The 17763-nt window shown below is 65.5% G+C and carries 17 protein-coding genes; 6 read left to right on the forward strand and 11 right to left on the reverse strand.

Going from position 1 to position 17763, the window contains the following annotated elements:
- Window positions 1–5 precede the first annotated feature (5 nt).
- The 5 genes from MRBLWO13_RS03445 to MRBLWO13_RS03465 all read right to left on the reverse strand — a co-directional run bounded on the left by MRBLWO13_RS03445 (window position 6) and on the right by MRBLWO13_RS03465 (window position 6507).
- Window positions 6–1250, reverse strand: a complete 1245-nt coding sequence (locus tag MRBLWO13_RS03445) for an MFS transporter (RefSeq protein ID WP_341976394.1) — start codon at window positions 1248–1250, stop codon at window positions 6–8.
- A gap of 87 nt (window positions 1251–1337) precedes the next feature.
- Window positions 1338–2798: an aldehyde dehydrogenase family protein gene (locus MRBLWO13_RS03450; protein ID WP_341976395.1), complete on the reverse strand. Its 1461-nt coding sequence runs from the start codon at window positions 2796–2798 to the stop codon at window positions 1338–1340.
- A gap of 303 nt (window positions 2799–3101) precedes the next feature.
- Window positions 3102–4079: an adenosine deaminase gene (gene add, locus MRBLWO13_RS03455; protein WP_341976396.1), complete on the reverse strand. Its 978-nt coding sequence runs from the start codon at window positions 4077–4079 to the stop codon at window positions 3102–3104.
- Window positions 4073–5074 (reverse strand): nucleoside hydrolase, encoded by a 1002-nt coding sequence (locus tag MRBLWO13_RS03460; protein ID WP_341976397.1) that lies wholly within the window; start codon window positions 5072–5074, stop codon window positions 4073–4075. Before MRBLWO13_RS03460 ends, add begins: the two co-directional genes overlap by 7 nt.
- 11 nt (window positions 5075–5085) lie before the next feature.
- Window positions 5086–6507, reverse strand: coding sequence for an MFS transporter (locus tag MRBLWO13_RS03465; protein ID WP_341976398.1), 1422 nt, complete (start codon window positions 6505–6507; stop codon window positions 5086–5088).
- A gap of 132 nt (window positions 6508–6639) precedes the next feature.
- On the opposite strand from MRBLWO13_RS03465, the gene MRBLWO13_RS03470 reads away from it, so the two are divergent.
- Both MRBLWO13_RS03470 and MRBLWO13_RS03475 read left to right on the forward strand, forming a co-directional pair.
- Window positions 6640–7425 carry a GntR family transcriptional regulator gene (locus MRBLWO13_RS03470; RefSeq protein WP_341976399.1) on the forward strand — a complete coding sequence of 262 codons (786 nt, stop codon included), beginning with the start codon at window positions 6640–6642 and terminating at the stop codon, window positions 7423–7425.
- 11 nt (window positions 7426–7436) lie between these two features.
- A complete protein-coding gene (locus tag MRBLWO13_RS03475; RefSeq protein WP_341976400.1) occupies window positions 7437–8282 on the forward strand; it encodes a ribokinase in 846 nt (281 codons plus the stop codon).
- A gap of 152 nt (window positions 8283–8434) precedes the next feature.
- Here MRBLWO13_RS03475 and MRBLWO13_RS03480 read toward each other — a convergent pair whose 3' ends face one another.
- The 4 genes from MRBLWO13_RS03480 to MRBLWO13_RS03495 form a co-directional block, all read right to left on the reverse strand.
- On the reverse strand, window positions 8435–10708 hold the full coding sequence (locus MRBLWO13_RS03480) for a family 78 glycoside hydrolase catalytic domain (RefSeq protein ID WP_341976401.1): 2274 nt from the start codon (window positions 10706–10708) through the stop codon (window positions 8435–8437).
- Window positions 10709–10742: 34 nt separating this feature from the next.
- A complete protein-coding gene (locus MRBLWO13_RS03485; protein ID WP_341976402.1) occupies window positions 10743–10886 on the reverse strand; it encodes a hypothetical protein in 144 nt (47 codons plus the stop codon).
- Window positions 10887–11048: 162 nt separating this feature from the next.
- Window positions 11049–11678, reverse strand: coding sequence for a dihydrofolate reductase family protein (locus MRBLWO13_RS03490; RefSeq protein ID WP_341976403.1), 630 nt, complete (start codon window positions 11676–11678; stop codon window positions 11049–11051).
- 63 nt (window positions 11679–11741) lie between these two features.
- Window positions 11742–12677, reverse strand: coding sequence for an AraC family transcriptional regulator (locus MRBLWO13_RS03495; RefSeq protein ID WP_341976404.1), 936 nt, complete (start codon window positions 12675–12677; stop codon window positions 11742–11744).
- 330 nt (window positions 12678–13007) lie between these two features.
- Here MRBLWO13_RS03495 and MRBLWO13_RS03500 point away from each other — a divergent pair, with 330 nt between their 5' ends.
- From MRBLWO13_RS03500 to MRBLWO13_RS03515, 4 genes are all read left to right on the forward strand, one after another.
- Entirely contained in the window at window positions 13008–13676 is a 669-nt protein-coding gene (locus MRBLWO13_RS03500; RefSeq protein WP_341976405.1) for a Pr6Pr family membrane protein, read from the forward strand.
- Between the two features lie 93 nt (window positions 13677–13769).
- Window positions 13770–14288 carry a PadR family transcriptional regulator gene (locus tag MRBLWO13_RS03505; protein ID WP_341976406.1) on the forward strand — a complete coding sequence of 173 codons (519 nt, stop codon included), beginning with the start codon at window positions 13770–13772 and terminating at the stop codon, window positions 14286–14288.
- Window positions 14281–15327 (forward strand): BtrH N-terminal domain-containing protein, encoded by a 1047-nt coding sequence (locus MRBLWO13_RS03510; RefSeq protein ID WP_341976407.1) that lies wholly within the window; start codon window positions 14281–14283, stop codon window positions 15325–15327. Before MRBLWO13_RS03505 ends, MRBLWO13_RS03510 begins: the two co-directional genes overlap by 8 nt.
- A gap of 230 nt (window positions 15328–15557) precedes the next feature.
- Window positions 15558–16376, forward strand: a complete 819-nt coding sequence (locus MRBLWO13_RS03515; RefSeq protein ID WP_341976408.1) for a M57 family metalloprotease — start codon at window positions 15558–15560, stop codon at window positions 16374–16376.
- A gap of 59 nt (window positions 16377–16435) precedes the next feature.
- Here the strand turns inward: MRBLWO13_RS03515 and MRBLWO13_RS03520 are convergent, their stop codons facing one another.
- Together MRBLWO13_RS03520 and MRBLWO13_RS03525 are read right to left on the reverse strand one after the other, a co-directional pair.
- Complete coding sequence (locus MRBLWO13_RS03520; RefSeq protein WP_341976409.1) at window positions 16436–16771, reverse strand: L-rhamnose mutarotase; 336 nt, start codon at window positions 16769–16771, stop codon at window positions 16436–16438.
- Window positions 16772–16780: 9 nt separating this feature from the next.
- Window positions 16781–17761, reverse strand: a complete 981-nt coding sequence (locus tag MRBLWO13_RS03525) for an aldo/keto reductase (protein WP_341976410.1) — start codon at window positions 17759–17761, stop codon at window positions 16781–16783.
- Between the last annotated feature and the right edge of the window lie 2 nt (window positions 17762–17763).

Below are 17763 nucleotides of genomic sequence, written 5' to 3' on the forward strand. Positions count from 1 at the left end.
CGCTCTCACAGGTCTCGGCGCCCAAGACCTCGCTGCCGGGTCGTGAGAAGGAGGCCGCTGATGAGGGTCACTGCCGCCAATACGAGCATGCTCGCTTCCACAACCAGCCACGAGCCGGTCTGCATGCGCACGAGGCCGGCGACAAAGGGGAAGACCGCGGCGATTGTGTAGCCAAGGCTCTGGGCTCGCCCCGACAAAGCGACCGTCGCGTGGGCGGATCCGGCAGCGATGCTGAAGATCACGATGCTGAGAGAAAACGCCGCGGTCACCCCGACGGCCAGCACGACGGCTCCGCCGAGCGCGACGAATCCGGTTCCGCAGAACACGCCCGTCGCGCCGACGATCTGGAGAGTCGAGACGACGAGGATCATCCCCCGCAGCCCCACCTTCCCGAGCGCCAACGAGGGCGCGACGAGGCATGTGAGGACTCCGGCGAAGCTGAACGCGCCGACCCCGAAGGTCGCCTGCTCGATGCGATTCGACTTCTCCATGAGCAGCGGGAGCAGCCACGAGGCCGCAAGGTAGAAGAACGACGCCTGCGCGCCGAAAAAAGCACCTGCCATCACCACGGTGCTCGCGTCCGCCTTCGTCTTCGTCGATGAAGAAGGAAGGTGTATACGAGGCCTGCCGGCCTCGTATACACGCAGGACAGGCATCAGCCAGGCGACCGCAGCGACGGCCGCGGTCGCTGCGGTGATAGCGAGCGCCACTCGCCATCCGGCCCGAAGCCCATCAGCGAGGGGAAGCGCAAGCGCGACGCCTGCGCCACCACCGGCCGAGATCAACGCCGTGCAGATGCCCGTCACACGGCCGACGCGGTGAGGGAAGAACGCTCGTGCTGCCACTGGAAGGAGGACGTTCCCGACGCACAACCCGGCAGCGATGAGAGCTGTGCCCCCGTAGAGAAGCGCAGCACCGGGTGCCACGCGAAGCAGGCTCCCCACCACCACAGCCGACATCGCCACAGTCAGCGCCGTGGTGATCCGCACCCGATGCAGCAGCGCGGGGACCATCGAGGAGAACATCGCGAAGACGATGAGGGGAACCGATCCCAGGAAGCCCAGTTGCGCCACGGACAGTTCCCCGCCGGCCAGCATCGCCGGCGTCAGCGCACCGATCGCGGTCAGCGAGGGGCGGAGCGCCAGAGACGTGACCCCGAGCGCAATGAGCGCGAATGACTTCCATCGCCCGGAATGGATCGGGCCGATCGGGGATCCGTCGGATGGAGGTGCCGAATCATTACCGGTCATGTGATTACTCCAGGGAAGGCACACGAAGAGCAGGGAGCCGTCAAGTAGTCACGGCTCCCTGCTCGGGCGCGGCGCCCGACCGTGGGTTTAGGTGGAGGGCGGTGTCGACGTCGCGACGGTGATGGACTTCAGCTGGGTGTACTCGTTCAGCGTCTCGAAACAGAACTCACGACCGAGGCCGCTGTCCTTGAATCCGCCGAAGGGTACGCCGCCGGAGAGGTTGAAGTACTGATTGATCCATACGCTTCCGGCTTCGAGTCGGTCAGCGGTCTCCATCGCGTTCTTCAGGTTCGAGGTGTAGATCCCCGATGCCAATCCGTAGGGCGTGTCATTGGCCTCCGAGATCATCGTCTCGTAGTCATCCCACTTGATGACGCAGAGAACCGGTCCGAAGATCTCCTCCCGCGCGACTGTCATGGAATTCGTAACCTCAAGGATGGTGGGCTCGATGAAATTGCCGCTCTCGTAGCCGGCCACATGGGCGCGGTGCCCGCCCGTCACGAGCCTGGCTCCTTCTTCGATTCCCGCCTCGATCATCGACATGACCTTGTCCGCATGCGCGGCGTGGATCATGCCGCTCAGGTCGGTGTCTTCGTCGAGGGGCGGTCCCACCCGCAGCGACCGGAAACGTGCGACGAGCTTCTCCATGAAGCGGTCATAGATCTCCGCGTGGACGAAGAGCCGCGTTCCCGCGAGGCAGGACTGACCGTTGCACATGAGAACACCGAAGGTCGCGTTCGCCACGACAGCATCGATGTCCTCAATGTCGGGGAATACGATGCTCGGGCTCTTCCCACCCAGTTCAAGAATCGACGAGACGAGCCGTGACGACCCGGCCTTGGCCACCGTTCGACCGGTCTCGGTGCTGCCGGTGAAGGCGAGCTTGCGGACCTTCGGATGCGCCGTCAGCGCCGACCCGACCTCGGTCCCGTACCCGGGGACGACGTTCAGGACACCAGGAGGGAAGATCTCCGCGGCGAGGCGGGTGATCTCCATCACCGACACCGACGCATTGCGATCCGGCTTCAGGACCACCGTGTTGCCTGCTGCGAGAGCGGGGGCGATCTTGAACGCCATCATGACCGCGGGGTCGTTCCAGGGGATGATCTGTCCGCACACGCCCAGCGGAACGCGCTTTGCCACAAGGTATCCCGACGCGAGCTGACGCCCGAATCCCTCGTGCGCAAGAACGACTGACGCGAAGTAGCGCAGTTGCGTCACGGTCGCAGCATAGTCTTCGCGCATCTCGCGGATATGGCGCCCCGTGTCGACCGATTCGAGGCGTGCGAGCCGCTCCGCGTTCGCCTCGACTGCCGCGGCGAACTTCATGAGCAGGCCCGCTCGATGCTCTGCGGGGAAGGCGGCCCATGCCGGGAAAGCTCGGTCGGCGGCCTCGACAGCATCGTCAACCTCCGATGGACCGGAGCGTGTCAAGCGCGCGAGCAACTGGCCCGTCGCCGCTTCGCGAGCCTCGAACCACACCGGGCCGAGCGCGCGGAACTCACCATCGATGAATGCGCCGTACTCCCGGACTCGTTGATCTGTCATGGCAACTCCTTCAGTAGTCCTGGCCTAGTGTACTGTACGTAGCGTTTCGTTACAACCGATGGTCTCCACCCGTCATCCCACCTACTGGTCTCGAACGTCCACTTCACCCCCGAAGCCGGTGCGCTGGGCGTTCGCAAGCGGACTCCACCCCGCGCCACCCAATTCACAATCCTGCAAAGGTTGCGACGGGCGGGCGCTCGGTTTCTCAGCTCGCCGACGTACCCGGTCGAGACGAACCTATGCGGCGCACTACCCCGACCGATCATCGGCACAGCCCTCGCCGACTCGGAAAAAGCGTGTCGTTCAACGAGGACTCAAAAGGCGACTCCTCCACAAAGCACGGACTGAGTCGTCGACGAATGCAGCCTCGACACTGTCTGCATCCAATCGATCGAGCGCGACGGCATCGAATCCGAGTTCGTCGCGCAGGACAGCTCGCTCGGCAGACAGCGGGGACTGGGTCTGCCGGGGGTTGTCATCTCCGAGGACGAGCGCGACTCCCGCCTCACGGAATTCGGGGGCGGGATGCTGGCGGCGTGTCGAGATGGCGCCGGTGTAGAGGTTCGATGTCGGGCAGATCTCGATGTAGATGCCTTGGTCCGCTATCCGCCGCAACGCCGAAGGATCGTCGGCGAGGTGCGCGCCATGGCCGATCCTGGTGACGCCGAAGAGATCGACCGCGTCGAGCGCTGCGTGGGCGGGCGCGGCTTCCGCGGCGTGGCAGGTGAGCCCGAGCCCTGCGGCGCGGGCGATGGCGAACGCGTTGACGTAGGGTTCGAGGTCCGGGAAGCGGAGCTCGTCACCGGCGAGGTCGAATCCGACGACACCGCGTCCGGCAAACCGAGCGGATGCGGTGGCGACCTGCTCATTGCGCTCGGCGCCGTGCAGGCGGAGCGCGGCGACGACGACGCCGGCGGGCATACCGCTGTTCTTCGTTCCTTGGGAGACGCCTTCGCAGACCGCGGCGATGACGTCGTCGAGGGAGAGCTTCGGGCTCACATGCGTGGCGGGGCCGAAGCGCAGTTCGAGATAGTTCTGGCCATCAGCGGCCGCATCCTCGACGGCCTCGCGGGCGATCCGAGCCAATGACTCGTAGTCTGCGAAGAACGGGTACGTCGAGGACACCTTCTCGAGGTACACGGTCAGGTCGGCAGGGGCGTCGAGCTGCAGTGCGTGTTCCCAGTCGCGGTCGGCGCCCGGGAGCTTGAGCGTGCGCGCGAGTTCGAAAGCGGTTGCGGGGCGCACGCGTCCCTCGAGGTGTGTGTGCAGGTTGATCAGCATTCTGCAGCCTCCGTACGTGGCGCCCCGACGGTGACCGTCTCGATGAGGTGAGCCCCGAGCGGGCGATCGGTGGCGAGGACGATACGGGTCCGGGCTGTCGGATGATCGACCGGTCCCAGCCGCTGGTTCCGGAGGTCCGCGATCACCTGGCCACGACCAGGCCCTCCACTCGTGTCGACGGTGATCGGAACGCGGGGCGCCCGTGTGGGCGTCACGCCACCCACGGCGACGGCGGCTGCGAGGGGGTCGTGCAGCGCGCAGCTGCGCTTGCCGTAGAGGGGCAGGTAGAACTCGAAGTAGTGATCGAGCATCTCCCCGAGTGCTCGCGCGGCCGGGTTCTCGGCTTCGAGGAGTCGGACCCGATCGTCCTCGTCCAGGGTGTTCTCGAGCGTGACGTCGAGCGGCACGAGGGTGATGTCCCAGTCCGCCGCGAATACCTCGGCCGCTGCCTCGGGGTCGTTCCAGATGTTCGCTTCCGCCACGGGCGTGACGTTCCCCGACACGAGCGCCGCGCCGCCCATGGCCGTGAGGCTGTGCACCCGCTGCGGAAGGGTCGGATCCTGTCGCAGCGCGAGGGCGACGTTCGTCAGTGGCCCGACGGTGACGATGCGGAGTTCGCCGCGATGGTCGTGGGACAGCCGGATGAGCAGGTCTGCCGCGCTGTCGGCTCCCGGTTCGCGGAGCGACCGCGGAAGCGCGACGCCCCCGATCCCGTTCGCGCCGTGGATCTCGGGCACACCGCCGTCGAACGCCTTGGCGAGGTGATCGCGAGCGCCGAGGCTCACCTGCACGTCGGTTGCGCCGATCAGCCCGAGCAGATCGAGGGAGTTCCGCGCCGCCTGCTCGGCACTCGTGTTGCCGCTGACGGTCCCGATTCCGACGAGTCGGACGGCCGGAGAAGTCGCGAGGTAGGTGAGCGCGAGGGCGTCGTCGATGCCGGTGTCGCAGTCCAGGTAGACGGGGATGCGGTCGGACTCGGCGGTTTCGATGGTCATGTTGTGTCCTCTCACATCCGCTGCCCGGGGCGGGCAGCGATCAGCAGGCTGGCGATCAGGGCGAGGGCGACGATCCCTGCCGAGATCCACAGCGCGGTGGCGAATCCGGCGGTCGTGATCTGCGTGACGAACGGAGCCACGATGCCGATGCCGAGGCCGGCACCGATGCCGAACGCGGCGCCGTTGAGGCCCGGCAGAGCGGCCGGTGCATCCTCGGGCGAGAGAAGCACGCCCAAGCCGTTGACCGTGGTGAGGACCAGACCGTTGTAGGTGATGCCGAGAATCGCGATCGCTGTGATCACGACCCCCATGTTCTGCGGGAACAGGGCGATCAGAGCCACGGCCGCGAGACTGACCACGAGGCCGACGCGCAGCAGCAGTATCCAGCCGAGCTTCCCGGCCAGCCAGCCGGACAGCGGCGCAGCCGCGACGCCGATGAGGGCCGGCGGAACGAGGAACAGCGCTGCCGCAGTGGGGGCGTCGAGCCCGAACCCGATCTCAGGTGTCTGGCTCAGCACGACCACCGTGAAGTTGATGACGGCGAAGACGCTCGAGAGGGTGAGCACGGTCGTGGCGATGACCGGCCACACCTGACGGGACTTGAGATGGTGCACGGCGATGAGCGGCGAACGACGCCGCTTTTCGACGAACCAGAACACGACGAAGGCCACGATCGCGCCTGCAAGGTACGCCAGGGCGAGCGGGTCCAGCCATCCGGCACTTCCCCCCTGGGAGACGAAGTAGGTGAGGCAGATGAGAGCGATGGACAGAGCGGCGGCTCCCCACCAGTCCATCTTTCCCGTGGTCACCACCGGGCCATCCTTCGGGACAGTGACGATCACGCAGAAGACTGCGAGGATGCCAACGACGAAGATGACCGCGAAGATCGATCGGTATCCGTAATTCTCGACAAGCAGCCCACCGATATAGCCGTCGACACCGCCGACACCGCCGTTCACGGCGGTGATGATGCCGAGGGTCATACCGAACACCTTGGCGCTCAACGACTCGCTGAGGATGATGTACGCGAGCTGGAACGCCGCACTCGATGCGCCCTGAAGCGCGCGGCCGACCAGGAGGAGCGGCAGGTTCGGAGCGAAGAGGCACAGCAGAGTGCCGACGGCCAGGATCCCGAGCACGATGAACAGCGCGCGTCGGCGGCCGATGTAGTCACTCCACCGTGACAGCACGATTCCGCCGATCGCGCCGGCGAGGAAGAACAGCGAGGAGACCTGGGAGATGGCGCCGACATCGACGCCGAGTTCTGTCGCCATGTGCGGGAGCGCCGGCGTGAGCATGCTGGCGTTCAACTGGTAGGACAGCACGCCAAGGACGAGCGTCACAACAAGTGCGACCGCGCGGCCACCCCGCACGAGAGTGATGTCAGCGCCGGGTTCCGTTCGGATCGCGGCGGTGGGGGGTTGTGCGTGCACGGTGAGACTCCTTCGTCGTAGCACTACGTTGAATCGGGTTGTATGAAGTTATACCTCTTAGGTAGAACATGTGCAAGACTGACATCTGCGCGATGATGGAGCAAACGCCTCGCGAGCAAAGGAGCATCCGCCTTGAGCACGATCGAACAGTTCTTCGCCCACCAGTTGACGACAGCCGTCGGGCAGCCGTTGCGCGTAGCCGTGTACTCCCGACTGGCGGAAGGAATCCGTTCGAACGTCTTCCCGCTGGGTCAGGCCCTCCCGCGGGAGACGGAGCTCGCGACTGCGATCGGCGTGAGCCGCACCGTCGTTCGTGAGGCGCTGATGCTCCTCGAGGAGGACGGACTCATCGTCACCCGTCGAGGCGTCGGGCGCTTCGTCGTCGACAAACTCCCGCACATCGGCCTGGAAGAGCTGCAGCCGCTCGAGCACGCGCTCACCGAATCGGGCCGGAGCATCGAGGTGCGCCAACTCGAGTTCGGCATCCAGTCGACCACTGACTTCACCTCCAACAAGCTCTCCCTCGACGCCGCCGCGAACACCTGGTTCCGCGAGGCGGTCATACTCAGCGACGGAACACCGATCGCCATCGCCCAGGAGCATCTGCCCGCAGGCAAGTACCTGAGCGACATCCACCCTGGGATCGCCACAAGCCTCGAATCGCTGGCCGGCGAGTCGAAGACCCTGCTCGCCGCCATCATCGACCGGTTCGGTTCCATCTTCAGCAGTGGGGTCTGCACTCTGGCGGCCAACGTCGCGGGCGAGACGCGAGGCGGCCAACTCGGCCTGAAGCCGTCGACACCCGTCCTCGTGCTCACACAGACCGCAGAATACGAGGGCACCCCGCTCTACCTCGCGAAGTTCATCGTCTCCCCCGAGGTAGGCAGCCTGTCCATCGTCCAGTCCACCGCCAGTTGAGAAGGCTCCCAATGACCACCCAGACCTCCCCCCGCGTCACCGTCGTCGGAAGCATCAACGTCGACATCACCAGTCGTGTCGAAAGGCTCCCCTCCCCTGGCGAGACCATCGCAGGTGGCACCCTCAGCCGCGAGATCGGCGGCAAGGGCGCGAACCAGGCAGCCGCCGCGGCGAAGCTCGGCGCCGCCGTCCGCATGATCGGAGCGGTCGGAGAGGACGCGGACGGACGATGGCTTCGCGACCAGCTCACCGCAGCCGGAGTCGACACATCAGAAGTGAAAGAGGTCCCCGATCCCAGCGGCACCGCACTCATCGTTGTGGACAAGCATGCCGAGAACCAGATCGTCGTCTGCCCCGGCGCGAACGCTCGCGTTCGGGCCGATGACCTATCCCTCGAGCCTGACGAGGTGATTCTCGCGCAACTGGAGATCTCCCTCGCCGTCGTTGAGCACCTCGCTGCATCGTCATCGAACTACCTCGCGGTCAATGCCGCACCCGCCCAGCCCCTGCCTGCTGGCCTCATCGACCGCGTCGACCTGTTCATCGTCAACGAGAGCGAATACGCCCTCATGCCAGAACTCGACAACGCGCGCCTGGTCGCCGTCACCTATGGCGCGGACGGAGCCGCCCTGCTCGCGCAAGGCAAGGAGGTCTCGCGCGCTGCGGGCGTCGCAACGACCGCTGTCAACACCGTCGGCGCCGGCGACGCCTTCTGCGCCGCCCTCGTCATCGCAATCCACTCAGGCATGACGCCGACCGCCGCACTCCAATCCGCATGCTCGGTCGGCGCGGCAGCCGTTGCGCATCCTGCATCGCAGCCTCCACTCAAGCGGCTCTCGGAGTACGTCACTCGTTGACGGCGCGGAAGCACCCGATGGGGAACGGTCGCCACGACGACGACACGAACGCGTGATGATTCAGGAAAGTGTCACGGCAAGCGAGGCGGAACCCCGCTGATCAGACGCCTGGGGAGTGACATTCAATGTCACCTCTGCGAGAGGAACCTGAGTCATACGTGCCGTGGGTCGACCAACCCGATGAATTGATGCGATCCTCCCTGCACATCGTGCCGGATACCATCCGGTAGAACGACTTCTGCACGTGTCAGCTCCGGGAGGGCAACGTCGACGAACATCTGGTCGCCTTCGACACGCCAAGAGCAGGACACTTCTCCAAGGGGGGTGCGGTAGGAGGTCTCGGCCCAGTTGATCCCAGGTCCCGGCTGAGGCTGGATACGCACCGACGCGTACCCAGGAGAGGCCGGGCGGATGCCGCCGACGACCTGGTACACCCAGTCGACGACTGCACCCAGCGCGTAGTGGTTGAAGCTCGTCATCTCGCCCGTGTTGATCGTCCCGTCGGGGAGCATCGAGTCCCAGCGCTCCCAGACCGTAGTGGCTCCCATCGCGACGGGATACATCCACGACGGACTCTGCCGCTCGAGTAGCAGACGGTAGGCATCCTCCAGGTGGCCGGTCTCGGACAGCGCCCATGTGACGAACGGTGTGCCCGCGAAGCCGGTCGTCACGCGGTACCCCGATGCCCGAACCAGTTCGGCAAGACGACGTCCCGCCGCATCGCGGAGGTCGCCGCTCAGCACCCCGAACGAGATCGCGAGGGCGTAGACCGTGGCGCAGTCGGATCGGACGATGCCTTCGGCATCGACGTAGTGCTCGACGAAGGCCGCCCGGGTGCGCTCAGCCATTGCACGCCAGCGCTCCGCATCCTTGTGCTTGCCGAGCACGTCGGCGGCGTCCGCCGCGAAGGATGCGGAGCGATACAGGCAGGAGGTCGCGACGACCGAGGGGTCAGCCTTCGCCGCAGCCGGGTCCTCCGGCGGAGCATCCGGATCGAGCCAATCCCCGAGCTGGTTGCCACGATCCCACAGCCCGGTCTCCGATACGTCCTGCTCGACGGAGTCAAGGTGCATGACGATGGCCGGATAGTAGTCCGCAAGTCGTTCCGCGTCGCCGTACGACCACCAGAGCGCTTGCGGAACCCAGACCGCCGAATCACCCCACACAGCGGTCGCGCGGTGCCAGGGCAGCGAGAACCCTTCCGGGAAATGCGCATACTTCAGCACCTCCGGAACGATGAGCGGGACGATCTGACCGGCGGCATGACGTGTCTCCTCCAGCAGGTCCCGCAGCCATCCGTCGAGGAAGTCCGCGGTGTCGAACTGGAAGTTCGCCGATGCGGCGTAGGCCGAGATGTCCCCGGTCCACCCGAGTCGCTCGTCGCGCTGCGGGCAGTCGGTCGGAACGCTCAAGAAGTTCCCCTTCTGGCTCCAGACAGAGTTATGGACGAGTTGATTCACGAGTGGCTCCGAGCAGGTGAAGTACCCGGTCCGCTCCATCTCGGAGTGCACGACAACGGCCTCGAGACCGTCCAGCTCGAGGTCACCCGGCCACCCCTCGACCTCGATGTAGCGGAAGCCGTGGAAGGTGAACGTCGGCTCGAAGTAGTCGACCTCGCCCGACAGGATGAACTCGTCCGTCGCCTCCGCCGCGCGCAGCGCGCGGACACCGAGTTCTCCGTCCTCCAGGACCTCGGCATGACGGATGCGGATGCGGATGCCTCGTTCTCCGACGACTGAGAATCGCACCCAGCCGACCAGATTCTGGCCGAAATCCACGAGCCTGCGACCCGAAGGCGATGTCGAGATCCCTATCGGGGCGACGGACTCGTTCCGAATGATCAGCGGGGAGCTCTGCGGTATCAGGGCCGCGCGGTCCACATCGACCGTATGCACGTCGAGCGTTTCACCGCCGCCCCGAAGCCGCGCGTCGATCGTCTGGCCGTTGTACAGCGAATTTCGCGTGATGTCCGATGCCTCGGCGACCCAGTCATCCGAGGTGACGATCCGCTGCGTCGATCCGTCTGCGTACCGGACTTCCAGAACGGCAGCGACGCTGATCTCTTCTCCGTAGTTCGCGTCGGCGTTGGCGAACCCGAGACGCCCGCGATACCACCCGTTGCCCAGTAACAGGTCGAGACGGACGCTTCCGGAGCCTCGGCCGATCAGTTCCGTGACGTCGTACTCCTGATACGCGAGACGCCACTCGTACGATGTCCATCCGGGGTTGAGCACCGAAGCGGTGACGCCGACGCCGTCCACGGATGCCTCGTACACGCCGTGCGCCGTGGCGAGGAGCCGGGCTCCGCTCACCTCACTTCGCGGGCGTTCCAGCGCGACCTCGAGACTGAAGCGCGGAGCCACCCCCTCCGGAGCGACCGCTGCGATGAATGCCGCGCCCTCAAGAGGGTCCTGGGAAGTGGTCACCATGCCGCCTTCGTCTTTGTCGCTCCTGCAGTCGTCATGCTGCTCGCTCTGCTGTGATGGCGCACTCGCGTGCGAGACGAGCCTGGGCGCTGTACCCGGGTTCACCCGCGATGTAGTCGGCGAAGAGCCGCCGCACAGGGGAGAACGCCTCCGCGAAGTCATCCGTGGTGATGGTCAATGAGTTCTCCTCGTCGAGCGGACCGCAGACGGCCAGCCCGTGCAGGCCACCGATCAAATCCGCGGCGGCAACTGCGCTGCGGCGTGCAACGAAACCATATTGGCGGCCATTGAATGGTTTCACAAGGCGCCGTCAGTCATCGATTCTTCAATGCGCGCGTTCCTAGACGTCGTCGATGTCACGACCTCGTCTACTTATCGAGACCTCCACGGGACGGCGCACCCGATAGCGCAGGTGAAGCACCCGGTTGCCCTGAACAACGACGTCTGGGTCTTCCAGCAGGTGCTGCGAGTCGACGGAGCCGAAGTAGCGTTTGCCGAACCCGAGCACGACGGGTGCGACGTCCATGCGTACCTCGTTGATCAGGCCTGCTGCGAGCAACTGGCCACCGACGTCGCCGGCAGCGACCTCGACGGTGCGGTCACCTGCGAGCTCCTTCGCCTTGGTCACGGCCGCCTCGATGTCGTCGACGAAGTGGAACGGCGCGTTGGGGTCCCACCCATCGGGCGGCGGCCGGTGCGTCACGACGACCACGTGGTCGACACCGCTCGGCGGGATGCCGTCCCAACCGTCCGTCAAGTCGAAGACGTGGCGTCCGGCGATCGTCACCCCGATCTGGTCCCAGTACGGCCGGATGTGGTCGTAGGACGCTTGCGACACGTTCAGTACGCCGCTGTCGTCCAGCGGCACGTCACCGCTGACCAGCCATTCGAACAGTGCGCCGGGATCGTCGTTCTCAGCCGCGATGAAGCCATCCACCGAGACCGACGCATTCATGACTACTTTCCCCATTGGTTGCTCCTCTGTGTGGAGTCCCAAGTCTCGTGTGCCGTGGGAGGTCGCTCTTGTAAGAAATCAATCGGCCGGCACCGGCCAACCCTCCAGCGCGTGGCCTGGATGCTCGCGCAGGAAGCGTTGCCGGGCTTCGACATACCGGGTCGGAGTGAGCCCGGTGTACCCCCGGAACTCGTGGACGAAGTGGGCCTGGTCGAAGTAGCCCGCGCGGGCCGCAACGTCGCCCCAGTCGATCACTGCATCGATGTCGATCGCCAACACGGTGGAGGTGAAACGGTAGCTGCGTGCCAGCCGCTTCGGCGTGACGCCGATGACCTCCTTGAACCGCTTCGCAAGGTAGGTGCTGCTGGCGCGGGCTGCCATGCCGAGTTCGCTGATCGGCACCGCACCGCCGGTTTCCTCGATGGCGCTGCTCATGTGGCGGATGATGTCCAGGCCGTCGATCGGGCGCAGCCTTCGCACCAGTTCGTCTTCGAGCACCCTCAGCATTTCGTGCGGCGAGTCCGCCGAGGTCAGTCGGTGTCGCAACTCGGCGGTGGCGGACTGGCCCCAGAGCTGCCCCACGGTCGCCGGTCGGTCGCACAATTCAGCCGCGGACATCGGAAGGAACGGCGCCAGCCCCCACGGCTTGAAGTGGACTCCCACAGACCGGGTCGGAGTCGGGTAGCCGAACTCCCACGCACGGGTGGGCGTGGTGACCGCGCAGCCGTCAGCGTATTCCACGGCCTCTACTTCGGCGCCGGCGCGGATGAAAAACGGCGCTCCGAGGTTGACGATGAGCAGAGGCGCGGGCGCGGCCGGCAGCATCAACCGAGAGTACGGCGGGGTTCCCTCTAAGTAGTAGAGGTCGTCAACCAGCCCGTCGAGCGGCGGACCGGGCGCTCTGGACAGATACTCCACGTTGACATCATCCCAGAACGCCCCGTTCAGACGTCCCTCGTCACCTGTTGTGCCGACTGTATCGCCCACATCCGACTTTGCTGAAGCGATATCCATCGCCGAGGGCTTCTGACGGTTTGGTTGACCCGTTGGGTACCGCCTCCACAGACCGCAGTCGAGATCGACCTTGGCCACAGGAGGCGTGCCGATCAAGAAAATGTCATGACAAAGCGGGCTGGGAGGCGCCGGCAGTAGCCCTGCAGCGTGACACCTAGTGTCAACCCGCCGCGATTCCGACAGTTCTCATGGGACTTCTTTCGCCGCGGGGTTCGGCAGTGCTGCGTTCCGCCGCTGAGGTGCAGATTGGATGATCGATAAACGCGATCATCCCCGGTGAACCGACAGTTCGGCGAAAAAGGGCGAACCGGCGACCCATATGCTGAGCGCATGATCGGAATCGTGCCCAGCCGGACCGGCGCTCGCATCTGGCACGCGCTCACAGCCCTGACCGTCCTGCTCGCCGTCGGCACACAGCTCGCGCTCGTGATCGGCGACGTGAACATCGGCTTCGGTCCCTCGAACGCTCCGCTGGGGCAGCGCCTGTTCGAGTTCTTCAGTTACTTCACCGTGCAGTCGAACATCTTCGTCGGCATCGCCGCCGGCCTCCTCGCGGCACGACCGGATCGCGACGGAGCGTACTTCCGCGTCCTCCGCATCGCCGCGATGTTCGGCATTACGGTGACGTTGCTCATGTACCACTTCGTCCTATCGCCGCTCGCGAACTTCACCGGCGTCGCCTCAGCATCGAACATCGGCCTGCACTACGTCGTGCCCATATTTGCCATCGTCGGCTGGATCTTGTTTGGCCCTCACCCCCGCGTGAGCTGGAAAGCGTTGTTCCTCGCACTCATCTGGCCAGGCGCATTCATCATCGTCACGGTCGTGCAAGGCGCCGTCACGGGCTTCTACCCGTACCCGTTCGTCAACATCGACGTCTTGGGCTTCCCCACCGTGCTGATTAACGGTGTCGGGATCGTCGCCCTCCTCCTCGCGGTGGGTTCGGCCTACAAGCTCATCGATTGGCTCATCTCGCGACCGAAGAAGCGCACGACATAGTTCGTCGCGTCAGCTCCCGCCGCGAGATCTCTTCGCCCCTCGCCTCACAGGTCGGCCGGTCATGCGTTTTATTCTAGCGCTAGAATAGCCCTCATGACCCCGACCGAACTGACGATCCTCGGTCTCATCGCCGAGCAGCCGCGGCACGGCTATGACCTCGAACAGGTGATCGAACAGCGCGGGATCCGCCGCTGGGCCGAGATCGGTTTCTCGTCGATCTACTACGTGCTCACGAAGCTCGAAGGTCGCGGACTCATCGCGTCGAACGACACGCAGACCAGCGCCAAGTCCAAGCGGGTGTTCCACGCCACCGCCGCCGGGCTAAAGGCCGCCGAAGAAGGCGCCGTCGCCTGCATCGCCGACCAGCGGACCGTTGCGCATCCCATGCTCGTCGGGCTCGCCAACCTGCCGCTGATCTCCGACGAGGACTACCACGACGCACTGCGACGACGCCTGGCCTGGATCGATGCGCGGATCAGCGCCGTCATCGCTGCCGAGCACTCCCAGGCCCCTCTGCCTCACGCCGCCCGCGAAGTCTTCTCGTATTCACTGACCCTCCTCGAAGCAGAAAGGTCGTGGCTCGCGACGCGGGTCCAGGTGCCTCATGAATGAATCAGCGCCTCGAACGAGCAGTGCCAGGCAGGTCATCGACGGCATCCCCACCTCCGGCGGATTGCATTGCGAGACAACGGCACTCGGCGTTCTCCTGACGCACGCCGGACTCTCACTGTCCGAGCCGATGCTGTTCGGCCTGGGCGCAGGACTGTCGTTCATCTATTGGGATTCCAAGCAGCAGGCCCTGCCATTCCTCGGCGGACGGGTCAAGCCGTTCGCGCTCACCCAAGCCCTGACATCCCGCCTGGGAGTAACCCTGCGTGCGGAGGAGACGACTTCGGCGCGGAAGGCGTGGGATCGGCTGCGCACGACGATCGACCATGGCACCCCCGTCGGCCTGCAGCTCGACAGCCACGACCTGGAGTATTTCGGCTCCCGCGTGCATTTCGCCGGCCACGTCGTCGCCATGTACGGGTACGACGATGAGCGGGCATACCTCGTCGACACGGCTCAGCAGGGCGGCGAGGTCTCGACGAGCGTGGAGAGCCTGGCGCGGGCTCGAGCAGCACGCGGGCCGATGTCTGCGCACCACCGCGCCTTCACCGTTGACGTGCCCGTCGCAGCGACACGGCCTGAGCGGATCCGCGAATCGATCGCTCCTGCGATCACGGCTTGCGCGAGGGAATTCCTCGCGCCCCCGATTGCCAACATCGGCAACCGGGGCATCCTCACGACGGCGAAGCGCATTCCCCTGTGGTTCGATCGGGTCGCTGACCCTGCTCGCGATCTCGCGGTCATCGCGATGCTGATGGAGCGGGCGGGCACAGGAGGGGCGCTGTTCCGCAATCTGTATCGGGACTTCCTGACCGAGAGCGCGGAACGCGTCGAACGCAGATCCCACGCGGACATCATCGGTGAGGGCGCAGCCCGGTTCGCGGAATCCGCACTGCTCTGGACGCGCGTCTCAGAATCGATCGCCCGCGCCGGCAGCACGGGGGATGCGGACCACCTGACTGAGGCAGCCGAAGTGCTCCGAGACATCGAAGCAATCGAGACGGCGGCGATGACGTCACTCGCCTCGCTGGCGACAGTCTGACGTTCGTCGAGGCAGGACAGACACCTTCGGCCAGCCCGCACCTCACACAATTCTGACCTGAGTGCAGAAAGTGCTCGGCGCGCCACGAGGAGTCTTGACCTCGCCGAAGCGACGCCAATACCGTGAGCGAGCTTGGACCCGTCGATGAAGCAAAGAAGCCGACCTCGACATTCCACAGCCTGCTCACCAACCCGGCGAGCAGATATCGCTCAGATCAAAAGGATCACTGTATGCGACTCACGAGAAAACTCGCGCTCGCCGCCACTGCGGCAGCCGTACTCACCCTCGGCGCGGTCATCCCCGCTGCCGGCGCGACCTCGGTCGATGACGACTCCGACGTTCCCTCCTTCCAGGAGTTCGCGGCGTCGACCTACCGGGACATCGACGGCAGCTACATCGTCAACGGCGACGAAGTCCTCTCGGATCGGGGGGAGTTGCGGGAGTTCTACGACCTTCTCATCGGCCCCGAGACACCGACCGACGGCCTCATCGTCAACACGGTGGGCGGCATCGACGACAAGTGGTCGGCCTCGCAGGTGAGCAATCTCACCTATTGCGTCAGTACGAAATTCGGCACGCGTCACGCCGATGTCGTGAGCGCGATGGCCAGCGGTGCAGCGCTCTGGGAGTCCGCATCCCCGAGGATCAACTTCGTGTACGTCGGCAGCGCTGACGGCAACTGCACCACGCGCAACAAGTCGGTCCTGTTCTCGGTCGAGCCGGTGCAGACGTCGCAGTACATCGCTCGCGCGTTCTTCCCGAGCACCGCGGACCGTCAGCAGAACGTGCTCATCGACGACTCGATCTGGTCCTCCGGCTCGTGGACGCCGACGAACATCCTCGGCCACGAGCTCGGCCACGTTCTCGGCTTCCGCCACGAGCACACCCGCCCCGAATCGGGCACGTGCTTCGAGGACACCAACTGGCGTCCGCTGACGCCGTACGACTCGTCGTCGATCATGCACTACCCGCAGTGCAACGGCACGTCCGACGACCTGTCGATGACGAGCGCCGACCGCACCGGCGTCGTCAGCCTCTACGGCGGCTGACACGACTCACCGCAGAAACCACTGGGCCCGGTCGTTCTCGACCGGGCCCAGTGTCCGTTTCAGGGCGCCGTCCTGTTCTGCTCCTCCAGCGACCACACCCGCTCGATCGGGAGAAAACCGACCTCTCCATCCGGCCCGTAAAAGCCCTCGACGAAGCGCCCGATGTCCTTCTGCCAGGCGGCGTTCGCCGGTGCGGACTCGACGACGCTCATCGCCCGATCGAAATCCGCGCAGTCGACCACGTGGAAGAGATTCCTGCCTGACCGCCAGATGGTCCAATCGTGGATACCGGCCTCGGCAAACAGAGCGCGCAGATCGTCGGGGATCCGGGCATGACGCGAGCGGTACTGGTCGATGGATCCATCCACGATGACGGAGTGCAGGGCGATCCGCATTCTCTCCTCCTAGGAAACAGACGGCGGTGACAGTGTGATGTGACCCGCATTCTCCAGCGCGATCCACAGCTCTTCCGGGAGCGACGCGGCCATCCGTGAAGCCGCTTCCTCCGCCTGCTGAGCGCCGCGCATTCCGACGACCACGGAAACGACCTGTGGCCAGCGCAACGCGAACTGCAGCGCCGCCGCCGGGAGGGAGGCCTCATGCTCGCGGCAGATGCGTTCCAGGTCGCGAGCCCTGCGCAGGATTTCCGGCGAAGCCTCGGCGTAGTCGTAGCTCGCATCGTCTGGCACGCTCTCCCGGCTGAGGAGTCCCGAGTTGTAGACGGCAGCGGCGACGACGTCCACTCCGCGCTCGTGCGCGAGCGCGAGCATCCTGCTCGCACTCCCCTGCTCGAGGAGGGTGAATCGTCCTGCGCACATGACGATGTCGACGTCGGTCCGCTCGATGAAGTCTGCGAGCATCTCCGCCTGATTCATCCCGGCTCCGAAGCCGCGGATCACTCCTTCATCGCGGAGCCCGGCCAATGTCCGTGCCCCGGTCGTCGACGCACTCTCCCAGTGGTCATCCGGATCATGCATGAAGACGACGTCGATGCGATCCATTCCGAGCCGTTCGAGACTCGCCTCGAGCGAGCGCAGTACGCCGTCACGGCTCAGGTCGTACACCCGCCGTTGGTCGGCAGGCACGTCGAAGAAGTTCGCGGCATCCCGCTCGTGCGCGGTCTCCGGGCTCGGGACGAGCACACGCCCGACCTTCGTCGACACGACGTACTCGTCGCGAGGGTACGCGGCGAGCGCGCGACCGAGGCGGCGTTCCGAGAGTCCCAGCCCATAGTGCGGGGCGGTGTCGAAGTATCGGATGCCGGCATCCCACGCGGCGCGAATCGTCTCCTCCGCCTCCTCGTCCGAGACCGCGTGCCACAGGTTTCCGATCTGGGCGCATCCCATGCCGAGTGTGCCGAGTTCACGCATTCGCTGGTTCCGCATCG

Source organism: Microbacterium sp. LWO13-1.2, assembly GCF_038397725.1.
Classification (GTDB): domain Bacteria; phylum Actinomycetota; class Actinomycetes; order Actinomycetales; family Microbacteriaceae; genus Microbacterium.

Excerpts from the sequence above, each read along its gene's own strand:
- MRBLWO13_RS03450 (WP_341976395.1), bottom strand. The coding sequence starts at position 2,798 with ATGACAGATCAACGAGTCCGGGAGTACGGCGCATTCATCGATGGTGAG.
- MRBLWO13_RS03525 (WP_341976410.1), bottom strand. The coding sequence starts at position 17,761 with ATGCGGAACCAGCGAATGCGTGAACTCGGCACACTCGGCATGGGATGC.
- MRBLWO13_RS03490 (WP_341976403.1), bottom strand. The coding sequence starts at position 11,678 with ATGGGGAAAGTAGTCATGAATGCGTCGGTCTCGGTGGATGGCTTCATC.
- add (WP_341976396.1), bottom strand. The coding sequence starts at position 4,079 with ATGCTGATCAACCTGCACACACACCTCGAGGGACGCGTGCGCCCCGCA.
- MRBLWO13_RS03475 (WP_341976400.1), top strand. The coding sequence starts at position 7,437 with ATGACCACCCAGACCTCCCCCCGCGTCACCGTCGTCGGAAGCATCAAC.
- MRBLWO13_RS03500 (WP_341976405.1), top strand. The coding sequence starts at position 13,008 with ATGATCGGAATCGTGCCCAGCCGGACCGGCGCTCGCATCTGGCACGCG.
- MRBLWO13_RS03445 (WP_341976394.1), bottom strand. The coding sequence starts at position 1,250 with ATGACCGGTAATGATTCGGCACCTCCATCCGACGGATCCCCGATCGGC.
- MRBLWO13_RS03495 (WP_341976404.1), bottom strand. The coding sequence starts at position 12,677 with ATGGATATCGCTTCAGCAAAGTCGGATGTGGGCGATACAGTCGGCACA.
- MRBLWO13_RS03520 (WP_341976409.1), bottom strand. The coding sequence starts at position 16,771 with ATGCGGATCGCCCTGCACTCCGTCATCGTGGATGGATCCATCGACCAG.
- MRBLWO13_RS03510 (WP_341976407.1), top strand. The coding sequence starts at position 14,281 with ATGAATGAATCAGCGCCTCGAACGAGCAGTGCCAGGCAGGTCATCGAC.
- MRBLWO13_RS03505 (WP_341976406.1), top strand. The coding sequence starts at position 13,770 with ATGACCCCGACCGAACTGACGATCCTCGGTCTCATCGCCGAGCAGCCG.
- MRBLWO13_RS03515 (WP_341976408.1), top strand. The coding sequence starts at position 15,558 with ATGCGACTCACGAGAAAACTCGCGCTCGCCGCCACTGCGGCAGCCGTA.
- MRBLWO13_RS03460 (WP_341976397.1), bottom strand. The coding sequence starts at position 5,074 with ATGACCATCGAAACCGCCGAGTCCGACCGCATCCCCGTCTACCTGGAC.